Below are 24,768 nucleotides of genomic sequence, written 5' to 3'. Positions count from 1 at the left end.
TGGCAACTGTTCGTTCCACCGAGGCCGATACGTCGGCTTATCTGTCATTCTACCAATTGTGAAAAATTAATTATGTGTGCAGAACCCGTCTATCGTCACATCTAACGCCCGACGGCCGTGGTCTGGTGACGCACCGACGGACGTGGTCTGGTGGAGTGAACGTATGGTACCTATTACGCCCATCGACGGAGAGGAACCGATTGTGGAAGACACCGACAGTGCAAACCGGTCTCTCGGCGCTGGTTCGTTCGAGGGTCCCAGAGCCATTCTCGAGGGGAGCAATTAGCGGTGGCAGTCGTCCTCGAATCACTCGCGACGTTGTCGGTACTCGTCTTCGTCGTGACCAGTATGCTGTCGATGGGGCTGAGTCTGACTACCTCACAGATACTCGAACCACTGAGAAACGCGAGTCTGGTCGCCAAAGCACTGGCGGCCAACTTCGTGCTGGTGCCGATACTCGCCTATGGAATCGTCTTCGTCCTCCCGTTGTCTGAAGGGCAGTCTATCGGGGTTATCCTGCTCGCAACCGCTGCGGGGGCTCCGTTCCTCCCGAAACTCGTCGAAGTCGCCAAGGGGAGCATCGCCTTCGGAGTCGGATTGATGGTGCTCTTGATGGTGGTGACGGTGGTCTACGTACCACTCGTCCTCCCACTGTTACTGCCGGGGGTCGAAGTGAACCCGCTCGACATCGCCAGTTCACTCGTCGGCTTGATGCTGGTTCCACTGGCGATCGGCCTCGTCGTGAAGGCTCGGTACGAGACTCTCGCCACCTCGGTACAACCCGTGATGTCGCAAACATCGACCACAGCGTTGGTCTTCCTGTCGGTGCTCATGCTGGTGCTGAATTTCGACACTCTCGTCGGCGCCGTCGGAACCGGCGTTATCATCGCTCTCGTGGCACTCGTCGTCCTCTCGTTCGGGGTCGGATACGTGCTGGGTGGCCCTGCCGCGGAGAACAAGTCGGTGATGGGGTTAGGGACTGGTCAGCGAAATATCTCCGCTGCGCTCGTCGTAGGAGCACAGAACTTCCAGGACCCGGACGTGTTGACTGTCTTGCTCGTCGGTGCGCTAGTGATGTTGTTGGTCCTCATGGTCGCAGGCGGAGAACTCGGAAGACGCGACGAAGTGCCCCTCGAAACCGGTGACACACCTGGAGACAGCCGAGACCAACAGGTGGTCACAGAGTGAGTACACCGACCTGTGGACGGGACAGTCCTCGACGTCCCGGGATAGTGGACCGTTTACACCAGTGACGTCGGAACCAACTCCACCCGAGGTGTGACTGTCTCGAATCTGTTGACTCACTTCGACTGCTCACCTCGCCGAGCGACCACCGCTTCGAGAGTGTTCGTCAGACTCGTACGTCTCGTCGTCGTTGGTTGCCTCGACGCCGACTCTCTCTAGTTGTCGTCGCCAATACGGGGTGTATCCACCTGGGAGTGGTTCTTCGGTCGTCCATTCGTCGGTCAGCACTCGTTCGAGTTCGACTGTGACGTCTTCGAGGAGACGCTCTCCGACGTCGTTGCTTATCTCTCCTCGCTGTATCGCCCCGTTGATAGCCTCGTACTCCGCGATGAGAATTCGGTGTTGTCCGAGGCGCTCTTCGTGTGCTCTGATATCGGGGTGTCTGTCGAGGAGTCGCTCGATTGCGGTTTCGAGTTCTCGACGCTCTCGTTTGTAGACGGACGTGATATCCTCGAAGACGCTCGTCGGAATCTCGTCGTGTTCGAGAAGCCGTTCCGCGCTGTCGAGCGCGGCGTCGACGCCGTGTAATCGGCCGACGAGTGCTTCGTAGAGTCGTTGCGGTTGTCGCTTCTTGCTGATTCCCACGCGGTCGATGACCCGCCCCATCGTGGGGCCGTTGACGAGGAGCGTGAACGCGGCGACACCGAAGACGAGGGCCAACAGTTGCTGTGTGAGTGGCCCGGAAACAGTCTCTGCGACACCGAGCACGAGTGCGATAGAGACAGACGCGTGGATGCCGCTCCACGAGAGCACGTGCTGGTAGGAGCGAGAGATTGGGGTCGTTTGCCACCGATTGAGGAGTTCGACGAGTGGATAGATGACGACGGCCCGAGCGAGGAAGACGAGGACGATGGCGACGACGATTTGCGGAGCGTATTCGACGAGCAGGTCGAACGGCGTGATGATACCGAGTGTGACGAAGATGAGCGTGTTCGCGATGAATGCCGCGTACCCCCAGATTGATTCGACGGAAAAGCTGGTCGCCGGGGAGATGTCTGTCGGCCCTGGCCGCCCCGCGAGAACGATTCCGGCGGTGAGCGTTCCGATGACACCGCTACTCCCGAACAGGTCGAGAGAGAGGTAGACACCGTAGGCGACGATGAACGAGAGGACGACGGCAGTCAGTTCGTCGTCGATTCGCGAGATGAGTTCGTACGCGGCGTACCCGGCAGCGCCACCGGCGACGACACCACCGACGAGTGCGACGAAGATTCCGACGCCGATGTCTGCGAGTAACGCTCCGGGGGATACGAGGTCTGTCACTTCTGCGCCGCTTGACTCGGCCTGGACAACGACCGCGAGGACGGACGAGTAGACGACGATAGACACACCGTCGTTCAGGAGGCTCTCCCCTTCGACGAGCGTGTTGAGTCGCTCTGGGACGCCGAGGTCCTCGAAGACGGCGAGGACCGAGACGGGGTCCGTCGGCATGATTATCGCACCGAAGAGGACGGCGATAGCGAGTGAGAATCCGAACAGCGTCTGTCCCACCACGGCGACGATGGCGATAGAGACGAGCAGGCCGACCACGGCGAGTGCGAGGATAGGGACGATGTTCCTGCGGAACGACTCGAAGTTGATGTTGATTGCATCGTTGAAGACGAGCGCCGGGAGCAGTCCGAGGAGGATGAGGTCGGAGGTGAGTTCCACGTCGACGGGTGAACCGAGGATGGAGATGAGAAGCCCTGCGAGGAGGAGGCCAGTCGTATATTGCAGTCGGCTGTATCTGCTCGCCAGAATGCCGACGAGTGCGGCGATTCCGAACAGATAGAGAAGAAGCACCAGTTGCTCTTCGACGCCGGCCATACATATTGTTCAATTCACATTTCAATAAAGTCTCGTACCCGTTCGGGGAAGTGGCATACGGCCTGGTCCCCGAGACTCACTACCCGGGACTGGGTGATGTGCGGGCGCTCCGTCCGCTGTCTCGGACATCAAACCCAGTTCCCAGTGGTCTACGTCCTCGGCCGCTCCGGTTCCCGTGGGCGGACATCACATTGGGAGTGCCGAACCGACGACTGACGTTCGAGATACGGCTTTGGTCCTACACGACGTACAGGGGCCGTATGGACCGAGCGAGCGATGCAGCGGACAGGATTCGTCGAACCTTCGAACAGTTAGAGGTGGGATGGTGGATTTTCGCACTCGCCGTTGGTCTCGTGGTGGCGTTCGTCGGGTGGGTTTACCTCCCGTGGGTCGTGTTCGGACTGTTCGTCTACTACGTCGCACGCCCTATCGAGGCACGACTCGAACCGCGATTGCCATCGAAGAATATCGCGGCGGCACTCACGCTCGTCGTCATCGTTCTCCCTCTCGTCGGGATTCTGGGTGCCGCAGTTCTCCTGACGATTGCCGAACTGAGCACGTTCTTCACGGCCGAAGTTGCCAGTCGAATCAACGCGGTCCTTCCGTTCGCCATCGACGCACTCCCCGAGGACCCTGTCGAACTCGTGAGGCAACTATCCGAAATAGTCAGTGGGGGCGCGTTTCAGGACGCCTTTGGGTCGCTGACGCGGACGGTTGGGTCCCTCGCTTCGACGCTGTTCAACACGTTCCTCTCACTTCTGTTTGCGTTCTTCCTCCTTCGAGAAGACGAACGACTCTCTGGGTGGTTCCACGCCAACATCGCAGACGAAGACTCTGACGTCGCTCAGTATCTCGCTGCCGTCGACGAAGGGTTAGAATCGGTCTACTTCGGATACACCCTGACGATATTCGTCGTCATCATCATCGCTGCAGTCGTCTATCTCGTGTTCAATCTCGTCGCGCCATCGGGCATGGAAATTCCCGCTCCGATTCCACTCGCAGTCGTCACTGGTCTGTTCACTATCGTCCCGTTAGTCGGGCGAAGCATCGTCTACGCAGTCGTCACGGCATATCTGGTAGTCGTCGCACTCCAAACGAACCCGTCGGCCCTCTGGTTCCCACTCCTCTTCGTGGTGGTGATGGAACTGCCGTTCGACAACCTCGTTCGAATCTACATCCGACCTGCGCTCTCCGGACGGTTGTTCCCGATGGGTCTCATCGTCTTCGCCTATCTCGTCGGCCCACCGCTGTTCGGGTGGTACGGCATCTTCTACGGCCCGTTCCTCATGGTCGTCGTCGTCTTATTCCTCCGACTGAAGTTCCCCAGAATGCTCCACCCCGGAGACGAGGAGAACCCACTCAGACCCGCCGAACCGGAGTCCGATTGGCCACTGGACGAGGACCAGACCCGCCTCGACGACGTTCGAACGGACATCGACGAACCGACGGGAACGTCAGATTGAGCGGAGAACATCGGGCATATCGAACGGTTCGGGGATTTCTTGGGTGATACCGGGACCAATCCAAACATCTGTGGCAGTGAATTATTAATAATTTGCTGTCATTATGGTGGTATGAGTGTAATTCTGGAGTTCTCGATAGCGGCCGAGAATTTCGAACTCGGAAGCGTGTTGATGGAGCCGCCATCGATGCGTCACGAACTCGAACGGGTCGTCCCGACAGGCAACATGATTTTACCATTCGTGTGGGTTACCGGTGAGGACCACGACACGTTCGAGGAAACCGTGCGACGAAGTCCTCGAGTCCGTGAACTACTCCGCCTCGATTCTATCGACGACAGTGTGCTCTACCGCATCGACTGGAGCACGGAACCGTCGAACCTCATCGAATGCATCAGTACATCAGATGCCACTGTCCTCGATGCACGCAGTGACGGCGACTGGGTGTTCCGACTTCGGTTCCCGGACCACGACGCACTCTCCGAGTTTCACGACGCCGTCGTAGAACGCGATATTCCAATCCACGTCGAACGGACGTTCACGCTCACCGACGAGGAGAGAGACGGCTATCGATTCGACCTCACCTCAGAACAACGAGAAGCACTCGTGTTGGCCCTTCAGCGAGGTTATTTCGAGACACCAAGCCGCGTGGGTTTAGACGAACTCGCCGACGAACTCGACATCAGTCGACAGGCACTCTCACACCGTATCCGCCTCGGTAACGAGAAAGTCCTCCGGAGCACACTTATCTCGACAGAAGCGAACCACGGCTAAGTGATATCCACTTAACTCCGTTTCCGAGTCAACCTTGAACCTCAAGCCGTGGGGTAACGTAACACGAAGCATGGCGCGTGAGACCGGTGAACACGAAACCATCGCACGAACGCCGACAACCGACGACGTCTTCGAGGCACTCGCTACCTCGCCTCGTCGCCAGTTGCTCCTCGCACTCGAAGATGCGAACTCTCACGCCGACAGTTCGTTCGACCCGACGAACCTCCTTGCTGACGGTGACGAACTCGCCATCGCCGACTCGACACAGATAGAACTCGTTCACGTCCACCTTCCGAAACTCGACAATCAGGGATTCGTCGACTGGAATCGTGACACGGGAACCATCGAGACTGGGCCGGAGTGGGGCACAATCGAACCGGTCCTCTCCGTGATTCGCGAGCACCGAGACGAATTCCCCGGTGGATTGCTCTAGCGCGCCGTTTGCACGTCCGTCAGGTCTCACGACCCGATTCATTGCCGTCTGGTCCGACCCCTGAGACGCCGTGCGCCCGTTTCCAATACAGTGCGACGAGTATCGAGTTGACGAACATGAGTACGGTGAAGGCGACGATACCACCGTCCACGCCGGTGTCGGGAAAGACGGCGACGGCGATGAAGAGCGCGATATTGACGTTTCGGCCGGCCGTGCCGAGCGCGAGAATTCGACGACTCTGCTGGGTTGGTCCGCCCAACACCCATCCGATTCCGATGGACGCGAACACGAACAGGGACATCAGCAGTAACGCGCCCGTCGCGAAGAGCGCGACGAACACGTCGATAATTCTGTCGAGCCCTAATAGAAGCGTGATACCGAGCGCGAGTACCAACGAGAGGTTCGCGAGCAGAACGACAGGCCGAGCGAGACGAGTGGCGAGTTCCGGCCTCAGCGCGCGAACGAGGATTCCAGCGACCACGGGGACCAGGAGAACGAAGGTCAAGGGGAGGAAGAACCGCCACGGAGAGACCGATGTCTCGACTTGGAGGACGAACAGCATCGCGGCGACGAACACTGGGACGGTCACCACGGAGATAACGGTCAGGGCCGTGGTGAGTCTCACTGCTTCGTGTGAATCCTCACCGGCGAGCCTGATGAGTTGGGGGATGAATGGCGCGCCGGGTGCGACTGCGACCAGCACAAACGTAAGAAGGAACGGTTGGGAGAGGTCGAACACCGCGCCGAAGAGGAGTGCCAGCAGTGGGACGAAGACCAGATTCGTGAGCAACCACCGTCCGACGAGGTTGTACTCTCGTATCGTTCGGAGGATGTCTCCCCGTGTCAACTGGATTCCGAACGCAGCCATGAGGGCCGCGAGTGCGACTACCGCGGCGATTCCCTGGATACTCGATAGTAGTCTGACGAGGAGGTCGAGATTACTGCTCACGCCCGCGTCGGTCATTGGCTTCGTACTGCTTTCATCCTCGGACTCTCCCTGGTACCTCTTCCATCAGGAGCGACTTTCGAACGTGTCCCTCGAATTTCTGCGATAGTCCGCTGCAAAAAATGAAGTCTCTTCCTGTTCGACTTACTCCCTCGCCATAATCTGGTCCATCTCTGCTTCTTCGTGGACGAACGGTTCGCCGCTGACGTCGACGGTCACCCGCGTGAGGTCACCCGTGAACTCGAATGGAGTCCGGTCACGGTACCTGTCGCTCACGGCGCTGACTGCGTCCTTTCCGCAACTCAGTCCCGCAGTCAGCCCCATCGTAATCGGAATCGTCGTCGGGATGTCTCCCTCGCCAACTTGGTCGTCGCCATAGTACAGCCGAACGGTTGCTGGCACACCCTTCCCCTTACTCATGTCGGGCTCTCCAGTCGCTTCGAACTCCATCCGGACCGAAACCTCGCCTTCTGGAATCGGGTCGTCAGCGACGACTTCGTACTCTTCGATGCCGACGTAGTTGTGGACGTACCGGAGGTGGTTGTCCTCGACGTACAGTGAGTAGCCACCGGACCGAGCACCGTGGGCGATGAGTACACCGTCGGCACCTCCCTCGGGAATCGTGACGTCTGCCGTGATGCTGTGGTCGCGGTTGAAGACTTTGACCGCCGCGTTCTCCGGGACGTGCTGAGTGCCGGGGTAGTAGACGTACCTCTCACGGGGCTTTCCGGGCTGTGGGCGCCACTCTGCGAACCGTTGGACGCCACGCCCATCGAGTGGGAGGACGTCGTAGCGGCCTGCTTCTGTCCACCACAACTGGGCGAGTTCGAGCACCTTCTCGGGATGTTCTGCCGCCACGTCGTGGGCCTCAGAGAAATCTTCCGCAATGTGGTACAGTTCCCATCCCGAGTCTTCGATTGAAGTCGCAGACAGGTCCTCGGCAGTCATCGGCTCGCCGAGTGGCCACGGGCGGACTGCACGCCACCCGTCGTGGTAGATTGCTCTCGTCCCGAGCATCTCGAAGTACTGGGTCGTGTGCTGTTCTGGCGCGTCCGGTTCGTCGAGCGAGTACGCGAGGCTCGTTCCCTCGATTGGTGACTGTGCGTAGCCTTTCACTTCGTCGGGAGCGTCGATGCCGAGCAACTCCAGAATCGTCGGCATGAGGTCGATTGCGTGGACGAACTGCTCGCGCACGTCGCCGCGCGCCTCGATTCCCTTCGGCCACGAGACGATGAAGGGGTCGCTCGACCCACCGCGGTAGGTTTCGCGCTTCCAGCGCTGGAACGGCGTGTCGCCGGCCCACGTCCACCCCCACGGGTAGTGATTGAAGTACTTCGGCCCGCCGAGTTCGTCCATTGCTTCGAGATTCTCTTCGAGGCTTTCGGGGACGTTGTTGAAGAATCGGTTCTCGTTGACCGACCCGGTGGGTCCTCCCTCGGCGCTCGCACCGTTGTCGGAGACGACCATCACGAGGGTGTTGTCGAGTTCACCAATCTCGTCGAGATAGTCCAGTACCTTCCCAATCTGTGCGTCGGTGTGTTCGAGGAAGCCAGCGAACACCTCCATCATACGGGCGTAGAGTCGTTGTTCGTCGTCCGAAAGTGAATCCCAGTGGTCGACGTCTGGGTTGTGTGGTGAGAGGTCTGTCCCCTCGGGGACGATGCCCAGTTCTATCTGGCGTTCGAGAATCTGCTCGCGTGCTGCTTCCCACCCCATGTCGAACTCGCCTTCGTACTTGTTCGCCCACTCGATTGGAACCTGGTGTGGGGCGTGGCAGGCACCCGGTGCGAAGTACGTGAAGAACGGCTTGTCCGGGTCGACCTGTTTGGCGTCGCCGATGAATTCGATAGTCCGTGCGGCCAAATCTTCGGTGAGGTGGTACCCCTCTTCTGGTGTGGTCGGTGGTTCGACCTGATGGTTGTCGTAGACCAGCGTCGGCGTGTACTGGTCGGTATCGCCGCCGAGGAACCCGTAGAAGCGCTCGAACCCACGGCCGAGTGGCCACCCGTCGTAGGGGCCTGCGGCACTCGTCGCTTCGGCGGGTGCGAGGTGCCACTTTCCAATCGCGTACGTGCTGAACCCCTCTTCGACCAGAATCTCTGAGAGGAAGCCATTTTCGTGCGGGATGTGGCCGTTGTAGCCGGGGAACCCAGTCGATATCTCGGTGATTCCAGCCATCCCGTTAGAGTGGTGGTTTCGGCCGGTGAGGAGGCAACTTCGCGTCGGTGAGCAGAGTGCCGTCGTGTGGAAGTTGTTGTATCTGAGGCCATCGTCCGCCAATCGGTCGATATTCGGCGTATCGATGAGCCCACCATAACAGCCCAACTGCCCGAATCCGACGTCGTCTAAGACGACCATGAGGACGTTCGGGGCATCTTCGGGGGCACGCGTTTCTTCGGGCCACCAGGGTTCTGATTCGTCGTACGTGCGGCCAATCCGGCCGTGGAACTCTCGGTTAGACATTGATGTCGTTCTCCCCCTTCGACCGAGAACTGTGCCAGCGACGAGAACACGTATCAACCTCTTGTGAGCCTTCTATCGCTCGCTCTCTCGGCGTTTTGGGATAGACAGATAGTCACGCTGAAAAATAATAATGTTTTTTCACGTACATCGTGAGTGTTCCGTTGTCGGTTGCTTACCGGGGACGAGACAGTCAGGAAACTGCCGAAGACGGCGAATCTCGCTTTCGGTCACCTGTCTGCCGATTCCCCTCCCATTCTGTCGCGAAGTTGGTCCGAGATACCGCTCAGGTGAGCAGTCCCGAAGATAGCGACCAGCAGGCCACCGAGCGAGTTGTACATCAGGTCGAGGATGGTGTCGTCGAGTCCGTACTGGGTGAGCACCTCTTCGGCACCGAGCAGTTGGGAGACGACGCCGATGTAGAACTCGAGGAGTTCCCACATCACACCGAAGGCCATCACGAAGACGAGCAGGTACGCGAACATGAACCGTGCGGGCATGTTGATGTACTCGGTGTGTTCCATCAGTGCTCGAGTCACAGCGTACGCGGCACCTGCGACCAGCGACGACGACAGCGCGTGAGTCATGTGGTCCCACCACCAGACGGCCTTGTACGCGCTCAGGAAGTCGAGGCCCGGAAGCGGCAGCGTCCCGAATGCGTGAAGGAACATCGCAGTCGATATCCAGAGGACGATGCCGACGTTCATCGTGAAGTCGTACCGGCGTTTGAGCACGCCGGGCAAGAGCGTCACGAGCAGTCCGACACCGGCGTTGACGAAGACACCGCTGTTACCGTAGTAGAGGCCGAGCGCGAAGATGACGAGCATCAACACCTGCAGGATACGGACGAGCGTGTGCTCGACGCGCCCACGCCGTTCGACCTGCTGGTCAGTAATCATGCTGCCACCTCCGGTTCTGGCTGTGCGTCGACGTTTGCTCTGAGTTGGCGTCTGAAGTACCAGCGGAAGACGAATCCGCCGACGACGCCCGCGAGTACCGCGGCGGTAAAGATTATCATCAGTTCGTCGTTCGTCTCGACGAACGCCGTTCCGAGATACTGCGCCGAGATAGCCGACCCGACGGCCCAGAACCCTGCGGTGGCCATCGTCGCCATCGCGACGAAGAACACGGCGAAGCCGGGTGTCATCCGAACTGTCGTCGTCATCTGGAGGGCGACGACGACGAGCATCGCGAGCGTGGCGATACTCAGACTCGTGACGACGTCACTGAAGAACGACGGTTGCCCGAGTCCGATAACTAACGGGATGGACGCGAGGACCAACAGTGGCCACGACATCGTCCGTGTCCACGAACGATAGACGATTGCGGGGGTGATGGCGACGAGTGCCGTGACTGCCGCTATCGCCATGAACACGAGCAGTCCAGCGAGGAAGCCGAGAACCGCGAGGATAGCGAGGAGTGCGGTAATCGCCCACGCGATGGCCGCGTTTACTTTCTGGTCACGAACGAACCACTCTTCTGGTAACTGTTGACTCATGATGACTCACCGAGGCACTCGCCGGTGCGCCGATGGGCACCGACCGAACCGATTGAATAATTGTCCTATATTCAAATAAAGATGCGTGCAGTTTCTGGCGAATACTACACTGATTCCTTCAAGAATTACGGATTGTATGGATTCGAGTAACACATGTTTAATCTCTGCCAGACTGTACTCTCTGTTGACAGCTGAACCTTCGAAACGACGTGTAGACTGACTCGACGGGTGCCCTCATCGACAATCCTGGGGATGCGCTCGGATACTGGCCACCCCCTGCGGTGGACCCAGCGTGGCCGGTCAATATCGAATTCAGTGTGCAACCAGATGGACCATGGAGACTCCAACGAGAACTGTGCTGACACGAGTACCGAATCGTCGACGACGACCGACCGATGCCGAGTGTGGTTATCCACGTAACAGACTGCGTGGTGGTTCGTTGGTCGGTTTTCGCCGAGCATCGACCCCAAGCACGGTACGGAGAGACGTAGATGAACGGTAGCCACCGGTCCCAAAAGGCTCTCGTCGGTGTGTTGGTGATGCTCGTGGTCCTCGCAATCATCCCGGGGCTTGCGACTGCGAAGACGGAGGTTGGGCCAACCGTCGTGGTCGAACGTGGAGAGAGACTCACCGACGACCTGACGGTTGCCGCCGGCACGGTCATCGTTCGCGGAACAGTCGAGGGAGACGTAACTGCGCTCGCGGGTGACGTCGTCGTCGCCGGTGAGGTCACCGGTGACGTGACAGCGCTCGCGGGGCGGGTCGAGGTGACCGGAGAAGTCGGTGGGAAGGTGACGGCCTTCGGTGGGGTTACGACTGTCTCGGGCACTGTCGGTGACGGCATCGACGCAATCGGTGGGGCCTTACAAGTCTCTGGTGCGGTATCCGGCACCGTCGATGCAATAAGTGTGCTCGTCACTGTCGAAGAAGGTGCCACAGTCGACGGCAGATTGCAGACGACAGCGGTCAGAACGCACGTGAACGGAAGTGTCAGTGGTGAACCCGAGACGGCGGTCAATCAATCGAATGTCGGAGCGTCCGACTCGCCGTCGCCGCCGTCACTGGCTTCGGATTCGCCGTCCTCGATACGGGAGTCGCCCGTCGCTGCACTGCCCCCGAGGCTGACTATGCACCCACCCTCGGGCGTATCGACGTTGGTGGCGACGACTCTCACACCGGTACAACTGCAGATTCTCCCGTTCGGAATCTCGTTCCTCGACGCGTACGGGTTCTTCGTGAATCTCCTCCTCGGCGTGTTGTTAATCGGGGTTCTCCCACGTTTCTCGACGCGCGTGGCGTCACGAGTCGTCGAGGACCCTGTTCGCACTGCCGGGTTCGGACTCGCGACGACCATCGTCGTTCCAATCGTCCTCGTGCTCTTCGGTATCAGCCTCTTCGGCCTCCCCCTGGCACTCGCCGGTGGTGCACTCGCGTTCGTCCTATGGTGGGTCGGCGCCGTCTACGGCCGATTCGCCGTCGGTGTTTGGCTTATAGGAGCAATCCCCCGAGGGGCCGCGTACGTCGACGTCGACGTCGAACCCATCGAGAACCGTTGGGTGAGTCTCTTCGTCGGTATCGTCGTCGTGAGTCTGCTCGTCGCGGTTCCCGTCATCGGCCCCGTCGTCGACACCGCAGTCGCCATTCTCGGAGTCGGTGCGCTCGTTCGACTCGTCTACCACGCCTATACTCGAACTGAGCGAGTCACGCCTGTCGAGACGGATGCTCCGGACGTCCTCGTGGAGGACTGATACTCCCGTGGAGTGTCTTCCAATCGTCTCGTGACACGCTGGGTGAACTTTATCCTCCTACGTGTTATACTCTTGACGTAGCGAACTGGGAGTCGGTCGTCTCGCCCGACGACACCCGTGAGTATTCCAACGACAGTCCAACACGACACACCTACTACCCGTATCATGACAACCGAACCCGACCGACGGAGAGACGACGCACCGACTGACCCGCCACAGGAGGGGATGGCCTGGATTCCGGGTGGCACGTACACGATGGGTTCTGACAAGTTCTACCCCGAAGAGGGACCACCGCGTGCGGTCACTGTCGATGGGTTCTGGATGGACACCCACCACGTGACGAACGCCGAGTTCGCCGAGTTCGTCGACGAGACTGGGTACACGACGTTCGCCGAACGCGACCCATCACCCGACGATTATCCCGACGTCGACCCGGAGAAACTCGTCGCAGGGTCTGCCGTGTTCACCTCACCGAACCATCCGGTCAATCTCCAGAACCCGAATCACTGGTGGGCGTACATCCCCGGTGCAGACTGGCGACATCCGCTCGGACCTGACAGTTCGATAGCCGGCAAAGAGGACCATCCAGTCGTTCACGTCGCCTACGAGGATGCCGAGGCGTACGCAGAGTGGGCCGGAAAGACACTTCCCACGGAGGCACAGTGGGAACGCGCCGCCCGCGGTGGATTAGACGGAAAACGATTCGTATGGGGTGACGAACACGTCGTCGACGGACGACTGATGGCCAACACGTGGCAGGGGCAGTTCCCCTACGAGAATCAGAAACTCGATGGCTACGAACGAACCTCTCCAGTCGGTGCGTTCCCCGCGAACGATTACGGCCTCTACGACATGGCAGGAAACGCGTGGCAGTGGACTCGTGACTGGTACAGCGACGACCCACAGGCAGGCACGGCAGACGCCCCAACCTGTTGTACACCGACGAACCCCCGAGGGGTCACAGAAGAACAGAGCATCGACCCTCGCGACCCGACGCAGATTCCACGAAAAGTGCTCAAAGGCGGGTCGCACCTCTGCGCGCCCAACTACTGTTTCCGATATCGACCCGCGGCGCGCTACCCAGAACCCATCGACACCTCGACGAATCACGTGAGTTTCAGGTGTATCGTCGAGGTTGCCTGACGCCGAGGAGTCGAATCTCGCCCACCGACGTCCTCAGTCGCTGGCGTCCTCGCTCGGCGACTGCTCTGCTGGTTGTGGTTCGACGTCGGCCTGCGAGTGCCACTTCGCACCGACGACAGTTTGCTCTGGAATCGACTCGTCTATCTTGGGCTTTCTGGTGAGCAATCGCTCCAGAATCGTCAGGTCGGTTGGGTTCTCCTTTTCGATACGGTGATACTCGATGACGACTCCGTCGTCGCCCGGACGTACCACGAAGTAGTTGAGGCGGAACGACGAGTAATAGACCGACGGGAGTAAGCCGAGCATCACGGACCGACGATGGAGTCGTTTTAACCACGTCCCAGTGTTGACGACGGCCCTGTCGTCGACAACCGTGAGTGACGCCCGGTGGGTGTGGCCGTAGATGAACACCGCGACGTCTGGATGCGCTTCGAACACTTCCTGTGCTCCTCGCACGTACGCGTTCGAAACCTCCGTGGGTGACTCGTTTTGAATCAGACCGAACCGTGTGAGTGTCTTTCGCACGTCTCTGACGACGAAGAAGAGCGGAACCGAGAGGAGGACGAGGATGAGGATGATGACCACGTCGACGAATAAGACGACGTCGAGGAGGATACCTGCGAATCCGATGAACCTGATGAACGACTCGACGAGTGCAAGTGGTTCCGACCAGATGCCGAACAGTGAGAGGACGAACGCTACGAGGTACAACACACTCACGTTGAACAACAGCAAAAACGGGAGGACGGCGTACCGAAGAAACGGACTCATCTCGCGATAGAAGTACTTCGAAATCATCCAGTCGGGTATCTCCGTCATCGGCGTCACCGATTGGATGTCTTTCAACCAGTTGAACTTCCCTCGTGCCGAGAGTTTTCCCGCCCGACTCGTGATGTGTTGGTTGACGAAATAGCCCGGTGGGTTCGCATACGGGTTTCCGAAGTCGGGGCTCTCGTTGTTCTGGTCGCGCTGTTGTCCGTGTTCTATCCAGACGACTCGGTCACCGACGTCACGTGTGATGACGACTTCCTGTTCGAGTGTGACGTTGTACTCGGCCAACCGGTCGACGTACGCTGGATAGCAGGCGAGTTCGTAGTCGTGGTTTCCCGGGATGAAGGTTATCGGCACGTTCTCGCCCGTCGCGCGGAACTGCTCGAACAGTTCGGGATATCGCTCGACGAGTGCGTCGAACTTGTCCATCCCTTCGAGTTCGGTGAACTCCCACAGGCCGAACGCGTCGCCGTTGACGATGAGTTCTGCGTCTTCGTCAGTCGCTTCGAGGGTGCGGAGAAAGTCGAGTAATTCGGGTTCGAACTCGACGTTCTGCAGTTGTTCGTCACCCCCGATGTGGAGGTCACTGATGAAGTAATAGCGGGTGTGTGTATCTGTCTGGTGTTGAGATGGCACCGTGTCGTTCGGGTCTCTCATGGATGTCTGGCTTGTCGTGAAGTCCCGTCCGTCGGAGACGAACGGGCGACGATATCTCACATACGTGTGCTGTAAACTTACCTGTATGTGCTCCTCACAGGTGTTCGAAATCAGGGTGCAAGAGGACCAAACCCATCACGAGACGTTCGTATCAATCGTTCTGGATTTACGCACGTACCGGTGTAAGGGACAGTGTGGCATCCCGGTATGTCCGGTGACGATTTCTCGTCGGGAGGTTCGACACTGGGCGAAACCTCGGAGAACTGATAACTGGACCCGGGATTGTACTGTGTACTCACCACTCATGTGATAGTCGACCATCTCGATGCGGCCGACACAGAACCGTAACGGGACGGCCGATGGTTTGGAAGACAATAACGCTGTCAACCACGGTTCTGGAGGCGAAATTCGTCTGCTTTGCATCTCACGTACCTCTCTAATTAACGAACAGGTCGGGAGAATCTATCGCCAGTTAGTCTCCGTATACCGGGTGGCACGAGTGTGAATTCTGGACCATCCTCCTGTCGGCGACAGTCACCGCGTCGGGGTTCGTTTTTTGGGCCCGATACTCTCAGGTATCGGTCCCGTACAGGTGTGTCGACGCTAGTCGACTACCCACCCGTCCAGCGCCGGCATCGACCCACACTGCCGGGTCGCCTACTTCAAAATTACAGCTGTATGGGTGTAATGGATAGTCCACCCGGTCCTCGTCTCACACAGGACCACAGGGTGTTTACTATGACTTTTAAACATTCGGACCTCCCGAACGTTCCGCTCGCAGTATTCCTATCCTGGGAGTTCACGCTCCGAAACTAGCGTTTCTCAGTACGTCGACCACGTTTGGTTTCGAACATCCGAATAGATATGTCGTGTGTGGGGTGTCACCATGCCATCTGGGGGCGTACTGGTGACGTTCTTCACGTTTGGCATGCCCATCATTTCCGTGTTAGGCCATGTCAAGGTGCCGGCATAACATAATCATTCGGCTCTCCGGAACGTGGGGCTTGCCTCCATCGTCCTGGTGAGTTCAGTGGGTCCTGCAGCGTCTGTGTCTTCCCCATCGTGGATGACGAGGCTCGACGTACCGACGTCAGTACGGAGGTACTTCTTTAACCTCCGCCGACACAATCTCGGTCATGGGTGAACACGACACGTCCCGGGGCCTCAAGACGACTGCCATCTCGTTAGAACTCGTCGAGGAGATACTCGAGCGAGAGGGGGCAACGATGAGCGAACTGGCGGACGCGACTGGTCTCGCGAAGAGTACTGTTCACTCCCATCTCGGTACGTTAGCGGAGTTCGGCTACGTCGTAAACACCGACAACCGATACCATCTCGGGGCGAAGTTCTGCCACCTCGGCGACTACGTCCGAACGAGAAAAGAGTATTATCGGGTGGCACAGGAGACTGTCGAATGGCTCAATCAAGAGTCCGCGATGGAAGCAGACTTCGCGGTGGAAGAACACGGTCGAATCGTCTCGCTGTACGGCGATTTAGAGTTCGCGAATTCGACGCGATTTCTCATCGATGGGAGCCCGTTCCACGTCCACACTACCGCGTCCGGTAAGGTCATCATCGCCGAGTATCCCGAGAGTCGCGTTCGAGAAATCATCGACCGATGGGGACTTCCAGCATCGACAGACGAGTCTATCACCACCGAAGAAGAGCTGTTCGCTGAACTCGACCGTGTCCGCGAACAGGGCTACGGCGAGAATATGGGTGAGGCGATAGAGGGATTTTGGGCCGTCGGCAAAGCGGTGAAATCTCCACGTGGAGAGGTCTACGGGTCGTTGAACCTGAGCGGTCCCACGTACGCCGTCGACGACGAGACGAAAGCGACGCAAGTCGAGTTACTCGACAAAGCAGTCGAACGGTTCGAACAGGGAATCGACGAGATGTACCAGACTCGCCAGCAAACAGACGGTGGGGCGTAAGGAGGCGCCGCTTCAAGCCGGGACGTCGCTGGACGGGACGATACCGTCGTCTGTCCAGCCACGTCGGTCGTAATATTCGTCCAGTGCCGCCTCGAAGCCATCTAACTGGGCTTCGTACGGGAGTGTGTCGTCGCTCCGGTCGAACCCACGCTGATTGTTGAAGTGGCGTTCGAGCGTGACGATGCGGTCACCGACCGCCAGCAAGTCTTCGAAGTCGGCACCGAAGAGCGCCTCGTAACGCTCCGGCGTCATGTAGTCCCGTGAGAACTTACAGACGATTCCGCTGTCGTTCAGCGCCATCTGATTTTCCTTCTCGATGAGTCGCTTCGGCTTGCCCTCGAACCCACTCGGTGGGTACGCGTCGTCGTTCCCGACGAGCGGATACTCCTGTGAGTAGAAGACGGCGTACATGTGGTCTGCGCCGCGATTCGCAACTGCATACGAGAGGCCCTGTCCGTGGAGGACACGGCCTTCGTGAGCAGCGAAGTCCATTCCTTTTACCGTCCAGTCTTCGACGTCGAGTTCGTCGTGGACGCGGGCGATACCCTCGGCGAGTTCGTCACCGACGCCCTCACGGAAGGCGATTCGTTCCACGAGGTCGTGGATAAGGTCGGCGTTGCCGAACTCGTCTTCGCTCTCCAGATACGCCGCGACGGTGTTCCCCGCCGATATCGCGTCTAACCCGTATCTGTCACAGAGTTCGTTCGATTTCATCACGTCGACGATGTCGTCGACGCCCGAGTTCGACCCGAACGCCATCGTCACCTCGAACTCGGGGCCTTCGGTCTCGACACCTCTGTCTTCGTCTCTCGTGGGGAGTTTACAGGCGAAGGCACAGGCCGAACAGGTCCCTTTCTTGTACTTCTTCTCCTCGATTGCGTCGCCGTTGATTTCGTCTGCCTCGTCGAAGGACTGCTCGGAGAAGTAGTACGAGGGGAGGCCATCCATCTCGTTTGCGAGGTCCAACACGGCGACGGTCCCCTGTCGTTTCATGATGTGTTCGTCGGTGGCGGCCTCACGGTGAATCTCCATCTGCGACGACGGAATCTCGATATCGGGTTCGGAATCGCCGTCGAACGTAATCGCCTTCACGTTCTTCGACCCGAGGACGGCACCGAGACCACCCCGGCCGAACGCTCGTTCTTCACTGGTCATGATGGACGCGAACCGAACCTGATTCTCACCTGCCGGCCCGACGACTGCCGTCTGGTCCGCGCCGAGTCCGTGTTCGTCGTCGATGTACGCCACCGTCTCGGGAACCGTCGCCTCGGCGAGTTCGGGTACTGATTCGAACTCCACACCGTCGTCGGTGACGTGGACGACGACGAGTTCGTCGCTCGACCCGGTGAGTTCGATTGCTGCGTAGCCAGTACCTGCGAGGTGGCGAGAGACGAACCCGCCGGCGTTCGACGAACAGAGACCGTTCGTCAACGGGGAGACGCTGGTGCAGTTCGTTCGACCGGTGAAACTCATGTTCGAAGACTGCATCGGCCCCGTCGTGAAGTAGACCCGATTCTCCTCGCCGAGTGGGTCGGCGTCGAACGGAATTCGGTCGTGTGCGAGTTTCGTCGCCACACCTCGTCCACCGACGTACGATTCGAGTATTTCGTCGATGGATTCGGTTCGCGTCTCTCGTCCGCCCACGTCGACTGACAGCAACGCTCCCTTCGTGTGTAACATTAGCATGAACAGTCTCGTCGTGGCACTAATCGATTACGGTCACCGTGTTCTCCGTCACCACCTGTCAGGTGAGTACCCGAAACGAAACCAGATACTGTGTACGTCTTCCATACAAAGCGTGGACAAATTATTTATGACTGTTCCGCATGGGTCAGACCATGGTAGCGGGTCCATCGATTCACGAGTTACACTTCGACGATGCCCCGAACGTTGACGCGGTTCCAGGGCCGAAGTCGAAGCGACTCCTCGAAAAACAGCAGCGTATCGACAGCAGTGCAGTCGCGTACCCCGAAGACATCCCCATCGCGTTCGACAGCGGGAAGGGTGCGACGGTCCGGGACGCGGACGGGAACACCTTCATCGACATGTTCGCCGGCATCGGCGTCCTGAACGTCGGGCACTCGAACCCGTACGTCCTCGACGCCGTCCACGAACAGACCGACAAGTTCGTCCACACCGTCGACTTCCCGACTGAAGCACGCCTCGAACTCATCGAAAAATTGAACGAGATTGCACCGGGGAACCTCCAGGGGAACAACCGCGTCGTCTTCGGTGGTCCAACCGGGAGTGACGCCATCGAGGCGGCCATCAAACTCTCGAAGTACAACACCGACGGAACTGGGTTGGTCGCGTTCCGGGGTGCATATCACGGTGCGACGAGCGGTGCGATGAGTCTCACCGGCAACAAGAGCTTCAAAGGCGAGTACACGCCGCTTCTCCCGGACGTGGTTCACGCACCCTATCCGAACCCGATAGAGATGGGAAAGGGACCACAGGAGGCAGTCGAACACTCGCTCGAAGAGGTCAAAGCAATCTTCGAAGACCCCTACGGTGGCCTCGCGAACCCGGCCGGTATCTTCGTCGAACCGATTCAGGGCGAAGGAGGGGTCGTCACGCCGCCGAAGGGATTCCTCCAAGGACTCCGTGACATCGCGGACGACAACGACGTTCCGCTCGTCTTCGACGAGATTCAGAGTGGTCTCGGTCGGTCCGGTCAGTGGTGGGCCAGCGAGTGGTACGACGTGACGCCCGACGTGATGACGTCGGCGAAAGCCCTCGGCGGGACCGGATTCCCCCTCTCGGCGACTATCTACCACGAGGACCTCGACACGTGGGGGTCGGGCGACCACGCCGGAACCTACCGTGGCCACGTCGTCGGCATGCGTGCCGGCACGCGCGCCATCGAGTACATCCAGGAACACGACCTGCTCGCACACGCACGCGAACTCGGTGAGTACATCCGGACGCGACTCTCGGAGGCCGCGGCGGGCAACCCGCGGATTGCCGACGTTCGCGGGAAGGGCCTCTTCATCGGTGCCGAGTTCGTCGACGAGAACGGTGCCCCCGACGCTGAAGCGGCGGACGCACTCCAGCAGTACTGTTTCGAACACGGCGTCCTCGTCTGGAAGGCCGGCCGGTACGGCAACGTGCTCCGACTGCTCCCACCGCTGGTCCTCACGCAGGAACTCGCGGAGACGGCACTCGACGTCGTCGTGGACGGCATCGAAACCGTCACCACGGACGCACAGCGACACTGACGACCCACCGAATTCCATGTCACAGCAACGAATCCTCACGGACGACGCGCCACGCACGGACAATCCCTATTCGCAGGGCGTTCGCGCAGGAGAGACGCTCTACGTCTCGGGCTACGGCCCTGTCGACCCGGAGACTGGCGACGACGTCGACGGCGACATCCAGGCGCAGACAGACCAAGTGCTCGACAACGTTGCCGCCGTCGTCGAGGAAGCAGGTGGCGACGGTCTCGACGACGTCGTGAAAGTCACGGTGTACGTCACCGACTTAGACGACTACGAACGAGTCAACGAGGCGTACGGCGCGCGGTTCTCTGACGTACCGCCCGCGCGAGTGTGCGTCGAAGTATCCCGCCTTCCCGGCGACGTTCGCGTCGAGATGGATGCCGTCGCCTATCTCGGGTAGGGAACGTCGTCGGCGAACGGGTTCGAGAAATTAGTCGTCGAGTTCGTCGACGCGTCGGTCACGCGCTTCGTTTGCCGCGTCCACGCGTTCGATGAATTCGGACATCTGTGCCTTCATATCCGACCGAAGGTCGGTGGCTGAGAACTCCTCGGACTCGGCGAGGAGTCTGACGAACGCCTGTAGTTCTTCGTCCGACAGGCGCTCGAACTCGCCGAACTCCAGTTTGTCGATGACTTCGTCCACGTCGATTTGGCCGACTGGTTCGACGTTGAAATCGACAGTCACCATCCGGTAATCCGACCCGGCGAGTTCCTGTTCCGCTTTGTTGACGCCCTCTGCCAGCATGTCTTTGAACGGCGTGTAGTAGCCCATCGTCCCGAGGTGGAGGAACGCCAGCATGTCGGTGATACCTTTCGTGTAGGCTTCTCTGTCTTCGGCGTCGGGATTGAAGACGGTCTCTCGGTCCCGGTCTTCGAGCGACTCGAAGAGAATCGAGAAGTCGAGAATCGCGTTCCGGAGGCGACGGCGAATCCGATTCCGCTTTTGTTTCTTCGAGTGTTCCGTGTAGTCGGTCTTTCGTTCGAGTAAGAACTCCCGGTCACTCGGGGTGAGAATTCCGCGACCACGGTCGGCCGAGTAGGCGAGGTCGGCGTTCCCGGTTTCGGCGGATTCGTCGTTCATATACAAAATGTGTTTACTGAATCGATTAAAAGTTACGAATTATGCGGTCTCACGTGAAATTTCGCTCGATGGGGGTTTGGAACGACGATTTGTCTACAGTTTATGTGTACAATAGGTTGCTCGTGTCCCAACAGGAGTCTCCCGACCAATGGTCTCTCAAAAATAGTTTGCTGGCTGTCGATTTGCCCACTCGTGTCAACGAAAAATACCGCTCTGCCGGGTGTGTAAACAGATACCGTAGTCACCATCACCAGTAACCACAAATTTTATCTGTAATGTCACCACTTATCGTGATGTACGGCATCACGTGCCAGGGTGCACTCCGTACGAATCATGACGATGTGTTCCACCACAACAATCGGATACGACGGTCGCTGTGCCGCACAGTTAGCGAATCACTCACGCGGCGGTTCGAACGGGGGTGGGATGGATGAGCACCTCTGACGGTGCCGTCGCGGAGTTCCTCGACGAAATCGAACCGGTGATTTTCGCGTTCGGCGCGATAATTACGCTCCTCTTCGTCGTCGCGTTCAGCCTCAGTCCGGACGCGGCCTACGAGGCAGTCGACGGGGTCCGCGTCTGGATTCTGGCGCAGTTCAACTGGTTCTTCCTGTTGGCGATGCTGGGGTTCGTCCTGTTCCTCGGCCTCGTGATATTCGGCCCGTGGGGCAACCTCCGCCTCGGGGACAAGGAACCGGAGTACAGTTACCTCTCGTACTTCGCGATGATGTACTCCGCCGGACTCGCGGCCGGTATCGTGTTCTGGGGGCCGGCAGAAGCACTGTTCCACTACTCGACTGTTCCGCCGTTCTTCGGCGCTGAAGCGCAGTCTGCCGCGGCGATGCCGCTCGCCGTCCAGTACTCCATCTTCCACTGGAGTCTCACGCAGTGGTCCTGTTTCACCGTGATGGGACTCGGAATCGGGTACTTCGTCTACAACTACGACGCACCGCTGCGTGTCTCGGCGGTGCTGACGCCGATTCTCGGTGCCGACAACGTCGACGGGACACTCGGAAAAATCGTCGACATCCTCGCGGTGTTCGCGACGCTCGGGGGCGTCGCGACGTCGCTCGGATTCATCGGGAGCCAGTTCATCACCGGTCTCAACTTCCAGTGGGGCATCCAACTGGGTGACATCGGTACCATCCTCGTCATCACGGGAATGGTCGTCATCTTCACCGTCTCGCTGGTTCTGGGCGTCGACAGAGGTATCCGCCGCCTGTCGAACTTCAACATGGTGGTGTTCCTCCTGTTGATGGCCGCGACGTTGATATTCGGACCGACGATTCGTATCCTCGAACTCGGGACGCAGGCTATCGGTGGCTTCGTCGGCGACTTCTTCCAGATGAGCCTGTTCACGCAGGCAACCGTCGATAGCGGGAACAAGTGGGTCAACGCTTGGACCGTCTTCTACTGGTTGTGGCCTCTCGCGTGGTCACCGTTCGCGGGACTGTTCATCGCCCGCATCTCGCGGGGCCGCAGTGTTCGTGAAGTCGCGTTCGCTGGCATCGGTGCCACGTCGCTCGCGACCATTCCGTGGTTCGCCATCGTCGGTGGCTCTGGCGTCCTGCTGCAGCACAACGGCACGGCGAACATCCTCGGTCCGGTCTCCGAGTACGGCGAAGCAGTCTCGGGATACGTGCTGTTCGGGAACCTGCCGATTCTCGGCCCGGTTCTCCTGTTCGCGTTCCTCGTCCTCGTGACGACGTTCTTCGTCACGTCGGCCGACTCCTCGACGCTCGCCGTCTCGATGATGACGACCGGTGGCAAGAAACACCCGTCGTCCATCAACCGTATCTTCTGGGCGGTCCTTCAGGGTGCCGTCGCGTCCATCCTCATGGTCGTCGGTGGCGTGCGGGCGCTCCAGTCCGCCGCGATTATCACCGGCGCGCCGTTCGCTATCATCTGCGTCATCACGACCCTCGGTCTGATTCGGACCTTCCAGGACGACTACGGTCCGCTGCTCTTGCAGGACCGGACCACCCTCTGGGGTCGCTCTTCGTCCGAGAGTGGACAAGGCGCAACCGCAGGTGTCTCTGGACAGGACGACGACTGACCGGTGACCGTCCCCGTCGGAAGTGTACCTCCATCGTCGGTCTTCTTCTGTCGCCGATTCGACGCCAGACATCGCCGTCCGACACCCGACCGATACCAAGTTTTAATGTACGGTGTCAACAATTGCTGTGTATGAATCGGGATACTGCGGAGCCAGACACAGCAACGCTGCCCGGTCCCAACGCCGAACGGTGGATCGAATTCCACTCTGAGCACGCGGCACCGAGCGAGTACTCCCACGAGTTCGTGTGGGATATCACGGCGGAGGCGGACGGGCCGTTCGTCACCGACGTCGACGGGAACGTCCTCTTGGACTTCACCTGCCACATCGGCGCGGCACCACTGGGCTACAACAACGAGAAGATACTCTCGAAACTTCGTGAGTTCGACTTGGTCGAACCGATGAAGATTGCCGGGCAGGACATGTACTTCGGTGCGGGACCAGACCCGGAGACGGCCGAATTCCCCGGCGCGAGTCACCTCATGAACAAACTGACCGACGTGTCGTCGCAGTACGGGATGGATACGGTCTTCCTCTCGAACTCGGGTGCGGAAGCAATCGAAAACGCGATGAAAATCACCCACGACCACAAGCCCGTCGCCAAGTACGGGTACGCGTTCGATAAGAGCTTCCACGGCCGAACGCTCGGCACGCTCTCGCTCACGAAATCGAAGGAGGTGTACACACGCCACTATCCCGAGATTGCCGGCGTGAAGACCGTTCCGTTCTGTGAGGATGCAGGCTGTTCGGCAGGGACGTGTGACTGTGGGTTCTTCACTGGCGACGGGTCGCGACTTCGGAACTCGCTCGCCCCCGAGGGTGGTCACGTCAACCCCGACGAGGTTGCCTTCGCGATTCTCGAACCGATTCAGGGGGTCGGCGGATATCGCTTCCCGAGCGAGGAGTTCATGGCCGAAGTCGGCGACGTCTGCGACACCTACGACATCCCACTCGTCGTCGACGAGATTCAGTCCGGTGTGGGCCGGACGGGCGAGATGTGGGCCGCAGACCACTACCCAATCGAACCGGACGTCATCGCGAGCGCGAAGGGTCTCCGCGTCGGCGCGACCATCTCCAAATCGGATATCTTCCCGTCCGAGAAGAACCGCCTCGGGTCGACGTTCGGCGGCGGCGACTTGCTCGCGTCGATGCAGGGTGCGCTCACCCTCGACGCCATCGACGAGTACGACCTGCTCGACAATGCAACCGAACGCGGCAGACAGGCCAAGGAACTCCTCCGTGACGACGCGCCTGACCACGTCGTGGACGTCCGCGGGAAAGGACTCATGCTCGCCGTCGAATTCGACACGCCAGAGCGCCGGAACGCCGTCGTCGAGGCGGCGTTGAAACGTGGTCTGTTGACGCTCGGATGCGGGAAGAAGACGATTCGACTGCTCCCGCCGCTGGACTCGACGGAGCGAGAAATCGAGATGGGAATCGACATCTTCTGCGACGCGATGGACGCCGTGGCGACGCAGGCAGTCGCCTGAATCGTTCGGCAGGTATTCACCGTCGACGGCGGTTTCTCGCGGTCG

The 24,768-nt window shown here is 59.4% G+C and carries 19 protein-coding genes; 11 read left to right on the top strand and 8 right to left on the bottom strand.

Translation table 11 applies throughout. The features are described 5' to 3' along the window. Window positions 1–288: 288 nt before the first annotated feature. On the top strand, window positions 289–1,188 hold the full coding sequence (locus tag ACK3R5_RS17640) for a bile acid:sodium symporter family protein (protein WP_411968779.1): 900 nt from the start codon (window positions 289–291) through the stop codon (window positions 1,186–1,188). 126 nt (window positions 1,189–1,314) lie between these two features. Here the strand turns inward: ACK3R5_RS17640 and ACK3R5_RS17635 are convergent, their stop codons facing one another. Next, on the bottom strand, window positions 1,315–3,051 hold the full coding sequence (locus tag ACK3R5_RS17635; protein WP_411968778.1) for a cation:proton antiporter: 1,737 nt from the start codon (window positions 3,049–3,051) through the stop codon (window positions 1,315–1,317). 260 nt (window positions 3,052–3,311) lie between these two features. On the opposite strand from ACK3R5_RS17635, the gene ACK3R5_RS17630 reads away from it, so the two are divergent. The 3 genes from ACK3R5_RS17630 to ACK3R5_RS17620 all read left to right on the top strand — a co-directional run bounded on the left by ACK3R5_RS17630 (window position 3,312) and on the right by ACK3R5_RS17620 (window position 5,718). Then, window positions 3,312–4,514 (top strand): AI-2E family transporter, encoded by a 1,203-nt coding sequence (locus ACK3R5_RS17630; protein WP_411968777.1) that lies wholly within the window; start codon window positions 3,312–3,314, stop codon window positions 4,512–4,514. A gap of 111 nt (window positions 4,515–4,625) precedes the next feature. Beyond that, window positions 4,626–5,285, top strand: a complete 660-nt coding sequence (locus ACK3R5_RS17625) for a helix-turn-helix domain-containing protein (protein WP_411968776.1) — start codon at window positions 4,626–4,628, stop codon at window positions 5,283–5,285. Window positions 5,286–5,355: 70 nt separating this feature from the next. Then, a complete protein-coding gene (locus ACK3R5_RS17620) occupies window positions 5,356–5,718 on the top strand; it encodes a hypothetical protein (protein ID WP_411968775.1) in 363 nt (120 codons plus the stop codon). 19 nt (window positions 5,719–5,737) lie between these two features. Here the strand turns inward: ACK3R5_RS17620 and ACK3R5_RS17615 are convergent, their stop codons facing one another. The 4 genes from ACK3R5_RS17615 to ACK3R5_RS17600 form a co-directional block, all read right to left on the bottom strand. Further along, window positions 5,738–6,682, bottom strand: coding sequence for a bile acid:sodium symporter family protein (locus tag ACK3R5_RS17615; RefSeq protein WP_411966053.1), 945 nt, complete (start codon window positions 6,680–6,682; stop codon window positions 5,738–5,740). A 126-nt stretch (window positions 6,683–6,808) separates the two neighbouring features. Then, entirely contained in the window at window positions 6,809–9,127 is a 2,319-nt protein-coding gene (locus tag ACK3R5_RS17610) for a sulfatase-like hydrolase/transferase (protein ID WP_411968774.1), read from the bottom strand. Between the two features lie 227 nt (window positions 9,128–9,354). Continuing rightward, window positions 9,355–10,023: a hypothetical protein gene (locus ACK3R5_RS17605; RefSeq protein WP_411966055.1), complete on the bottom strand. Its 669-nt coding sequence runs from the start codon at window positions 10,021–10,023 to the stop codon at window positions 9,355–9,357. Then, the gene (locus ACK3R5_RS17600) at window positions 10,020–10,622 is read right to left on the bottom strand and encodes a hypothetical protein (RefSeq protein WP_411968773.1); all 603 of its coding nucleotides are present in this window, start codon (window positions 10,620–10,622) and stop codon (window positions 10,020–10,022) included. The genes ACK3R5_RS17605 and ACK3R5_RS17600 overlap by 4 nt, the downstream gene beginning before the upstream one ends. 491 nt (window positions 10,623–11,113) lie before the next feature. On the opposite strand from ACK3R5_RS17600, the gene ACK3R5_RS17595 reads away from it, so the two are divergent. Together ACK3R5_RS17595 and ACK3R5_RS17590 are read left to right on the top strand one after the other, a co-directional pair. Further along, a complete protein-coding gene (locus ACK3R5_RS17595; protein ID WP_411968772.1) occupies window positions 11,114–12,370 on the top strand; it encodes a hypothetical protein in 1,257 nt (418 codons plus the stop codon). Window positions 12,371–12,535: 165 nt separating this feature from the next. Next, window positions 12,536–13,513 carry a formylglycine-generating enzyme family protein gene (locus ACK3R5_RS17590; protein ID WP_411968771.1) on the top strand — a complete coding sequence of 326 codons (978 nt, stop codon included), beginning with the start codon at window positions 12,536–12,538 and terminating at the stop codon, window positions 13,511–13,513. A gap of 33 nt (window positions 13,514–13,546) precedes the next feature. Here the strand turns inward: ACK3R5_RS17590 and ACK3R5_RS17585 are convergent, their stop codons facing one another. After that, the gene (locus tag ACK3R5_RS17585; RefSeq protein WP_411968770.1) at window positions 13,547–14,941 is read right to left on the bottom strand and encodes a metallophosphoesterase; all 1,395 of its coding nucleotides are present in this window, start codon (window positions 14,939–14,941) and stop codon (window positions 13,547–13,549) included. A 1,136-nt stretch (window positions 14,942–16,077) separates the two neighbouring features. Between ACK3R5_RS17585 and ACK3R5_RS17580 the strand changes: the two genes are divergently transcribed. After that, window positions 16,078–16,875 (top strand): IclR family transcriptional regulator, encoded by a 798-nt coding sequence (locus ACK3R5_RS17580; RefSeq protein ID WP_411966061.1) that lies wholly within the window; start codon window positions 16,078–16,080, stop codon window positions 16,873–16,875. Window positions 16,876–16,887: 12 nt separating this feature from the next. Here the strand turns inward: ACK3R5_RS17580 and ACK3R5_RS17575 are convergent, their stop codons facing one another. Then, the gene (locus ACK3R5_RS17575; protein WP_411968970.1) at window positions 16,888–18,555 is read right to left on the bottom strand and encodes an aldehyde ferredoxin oxidoreductase family protein; all 1,668 of its coding nucleotides are present in this window, start codon (window positions 18,553–18,555) and stop codon (window positions 16,888–16,890) included. A gap of 158 nt (window positions 18,556–18,713) precedes the next feature. Here ACK3R5_RS17575 and ACK3R5_RS17570 point away from each other — a divergent pair, with 158 nt between their 5' ends. Both ACK3R5_RS17570 and ACK3R5_RS17565 read left to right on the top strand, forming a co-directional pair. Then, on the top strand, window positions 18,714–20,093 hold the full coding sequence (locus ACK3R5_RS17570; protein WP_411968769.1) for an aspartate aminotransferase family protein: 1,380 nt from the start codon (window positions 18,714–18,716) through the stop codon (window positions 20,091–20,093). Between the two features lie 16 nt (window positions 20,094–20,109). Next, on the top strand, window positions 20,110–20,496 hold the full coding sequence (locus ACK3R5_RS17565; protein ID WP_411966064.1) for a Rid family detoxifying hydrolase: 387 nt from the start codon (window positions 20,110–20,112) through the stop codon (window positions 20,494–20,496). 30 nt (window positions 20,497–20,526) lie between these two features. Here ACK3R5_RS17565 and ACK3R5_RS17560 read toward each other — a convergent pair whose 3' ends face one another. Beyond that, complete coding sequence (locus ACK3R5_RS17560; RefSeq protein ID WP_411966065.1) at window positions 20,527–21,177, bottom strand: hypothetical protein; 651 nt, start codon at window positions 21,175–21,177, stop codon at window positions 20,527–20,529. Between the two features lie 430 nt (window positions 21,178–21,607). Between ACK3R5_RS17560 and ACK3R5_RS17555 the strand changes: the two genes are divergently transcribed. Further along, on the top strand, window positions 21,608–23,233 hold the full coding sequence (locus tag ACK3R5_RS17555) for a BCCT family transporter (protein ID WP_411968768.1): 1,626 nt from the start codon (window positions 21,608–21,610) through the stop codon (window positions 23,231–23,233). A gap of 131 nt (window positions 23,234–23,364) precedes the next feature. After that, on the top strand, window positions 23,365–24,723 hold the full coding sequence (locus tag ACK3R5_RS17550) for an aminotransferase class III-fold pyridoxal phosphate-dependent enzyme (protein ID WP_411968767.1): 1,359 nt from the start codon (window positions 23,365–23,367) through the stop codon (window positions 24,721–24,723). Window positions 24,724–24,768: the final 45 nt, after the last annotated feature.

It is taken from the genome of Haloferax sp. YSSS75 (assembly GCF_046764215.1).
GTDB lineage: Archaea > Halobacteriota > Halobacteria > Halobacteriales > Haloferacaceae > Haloferax.
Note: the sequence above shows the minus strand (reverse complement) of the source record. Positions and strands in the feature narration are given on the sequence as shown.

Bases quoted from the DNA above. Each gene is read 5' to 3' on its own strand.
- ACK3R5_RS17575 (WP_411968970.1), bottom strand. From the start codon at position 18,555: ATGTTACACACGAAGGGAGCGTTGCTGTCAGTCGACGTGGGCGGACGA.
- ACK3R5_RS17580 (WP_411966061.1), top strand. From the start codon at position 16,078: ATGGGTGAACACGACACGTCCCGGGGCCTCAAGACGACTGCCATCTCG.
- ACK3R5_RS17600 (WP_411968773.1), bottom strand. From the start codon at position 10,622: ATGAGTCAACAGTTACCAGAAGAGTGGTTCGTTCGTGACCAGAAAGTA.
- ACK3R5_RS17605 (WP_411966055.1), bottom strand. From the start codon at position 10,023: ATGATTACTGACCAGCAGGTCGAACGGCGTGGGCGCGTCGAGCACACG.
- ACK3R5_RS17550 (WP_411968767.1), top strand. From the start codon at position 23,365: ATGAATCGGGATACTGCGGAGCCAGACACAGCAACGCTGCCCGGTCCC.
- ACK3R5_RS17595 (WP_411968772.1), top strand. From the start codon at position 11,114: ATGAACGGTAGCCACCGGTCCCAAAAGGCTCTCGTCGGTGTGTTGGTG.
- ACK3R5_RS17555 (WP_411968768.1), top strand. From the start codon at position 21,608: ATGAGCACCTCTGACGGTGCCGTCGCGGAGTTCCTCGACGAAATCGAA.
- ACK3R5_RS17610 (WP_411968774.1), bottom strand. From the start codon at position 9,127: ATGTCTAACCGAGAGTTCCACGGCCGGATTGGCCGCACGTACGACGAA.
- ACK3R5_RS17625 (WP_411968776.1), top strand. From the start codon at position 4,626: ATGAGTGTAATTCTGGAGTTCTCGATAGCGGCCGAGAATTTCGAACTC.
- ACK3R5_RS17620 (WP_411968775.1), top strand. From the start codon at position 5,356: ATGGCGCGTGAGACCGGTGAACACGAAACCATCGCACGAACGCCGACA.
- ACK3R5_RS17560 (WP_411966065.1), bottom strand. From the start codon at position 21,177: ATGAACGACGAATCCGCCGAAACCGGGAACGCCGACCTCGCCTACTCG.
- ACK3R5_RS17590 (WP_411968771.1), top strand. From the start codon at position 12,536: ATGACAACCGAACCCGACCGACGGAGAGACGACGCACCGACTGACCCG.
- ACK3R5_RS17585 (WP_411968770.1), bottom strand. From the start codon at position 14,941: ATGAGAGACCCGAACGACACGGTGCCATCTCAACACCAGACAGATACA.
- ACK3R5_RS17615 (WP_411966053.1), bottom strand. From the start codon at position 6,682: ATGACCGACGCGGGCGTGAGCAGTAATCTCGACCTCCTCGTCAGACTA.
- ACK3R5_RS17570 (WP_411968769.1), top strand. From the start codon at position 18,714: ATGGTAGCGGGTCCATCGATTCACGAGTTACACTTCGACGATGCCCCG.
- ACK3R5_RS17635 (WP_411968778.1), bottom strand. From the start codon at position 3,051: ATGGCCGGCGTCGAAGAGCAACTGGTGCTTCTTCTCTATCTGTTCGGA.
- ACK3R5_RS17630 (WP_411968777.1), top strand. From the start codon at position 3,312: ATGGACCGAGCGAGCGATGCAGCGGACAGGATTCGTCGAACCTTCGAA.
- ACK3R5_RS17565 (WP_411966064.1), top strand. From the start codon at position 20,110: ATGTCACAGCAACGAATCCTCACGGACGACGCGCCACGCACGGACAAT.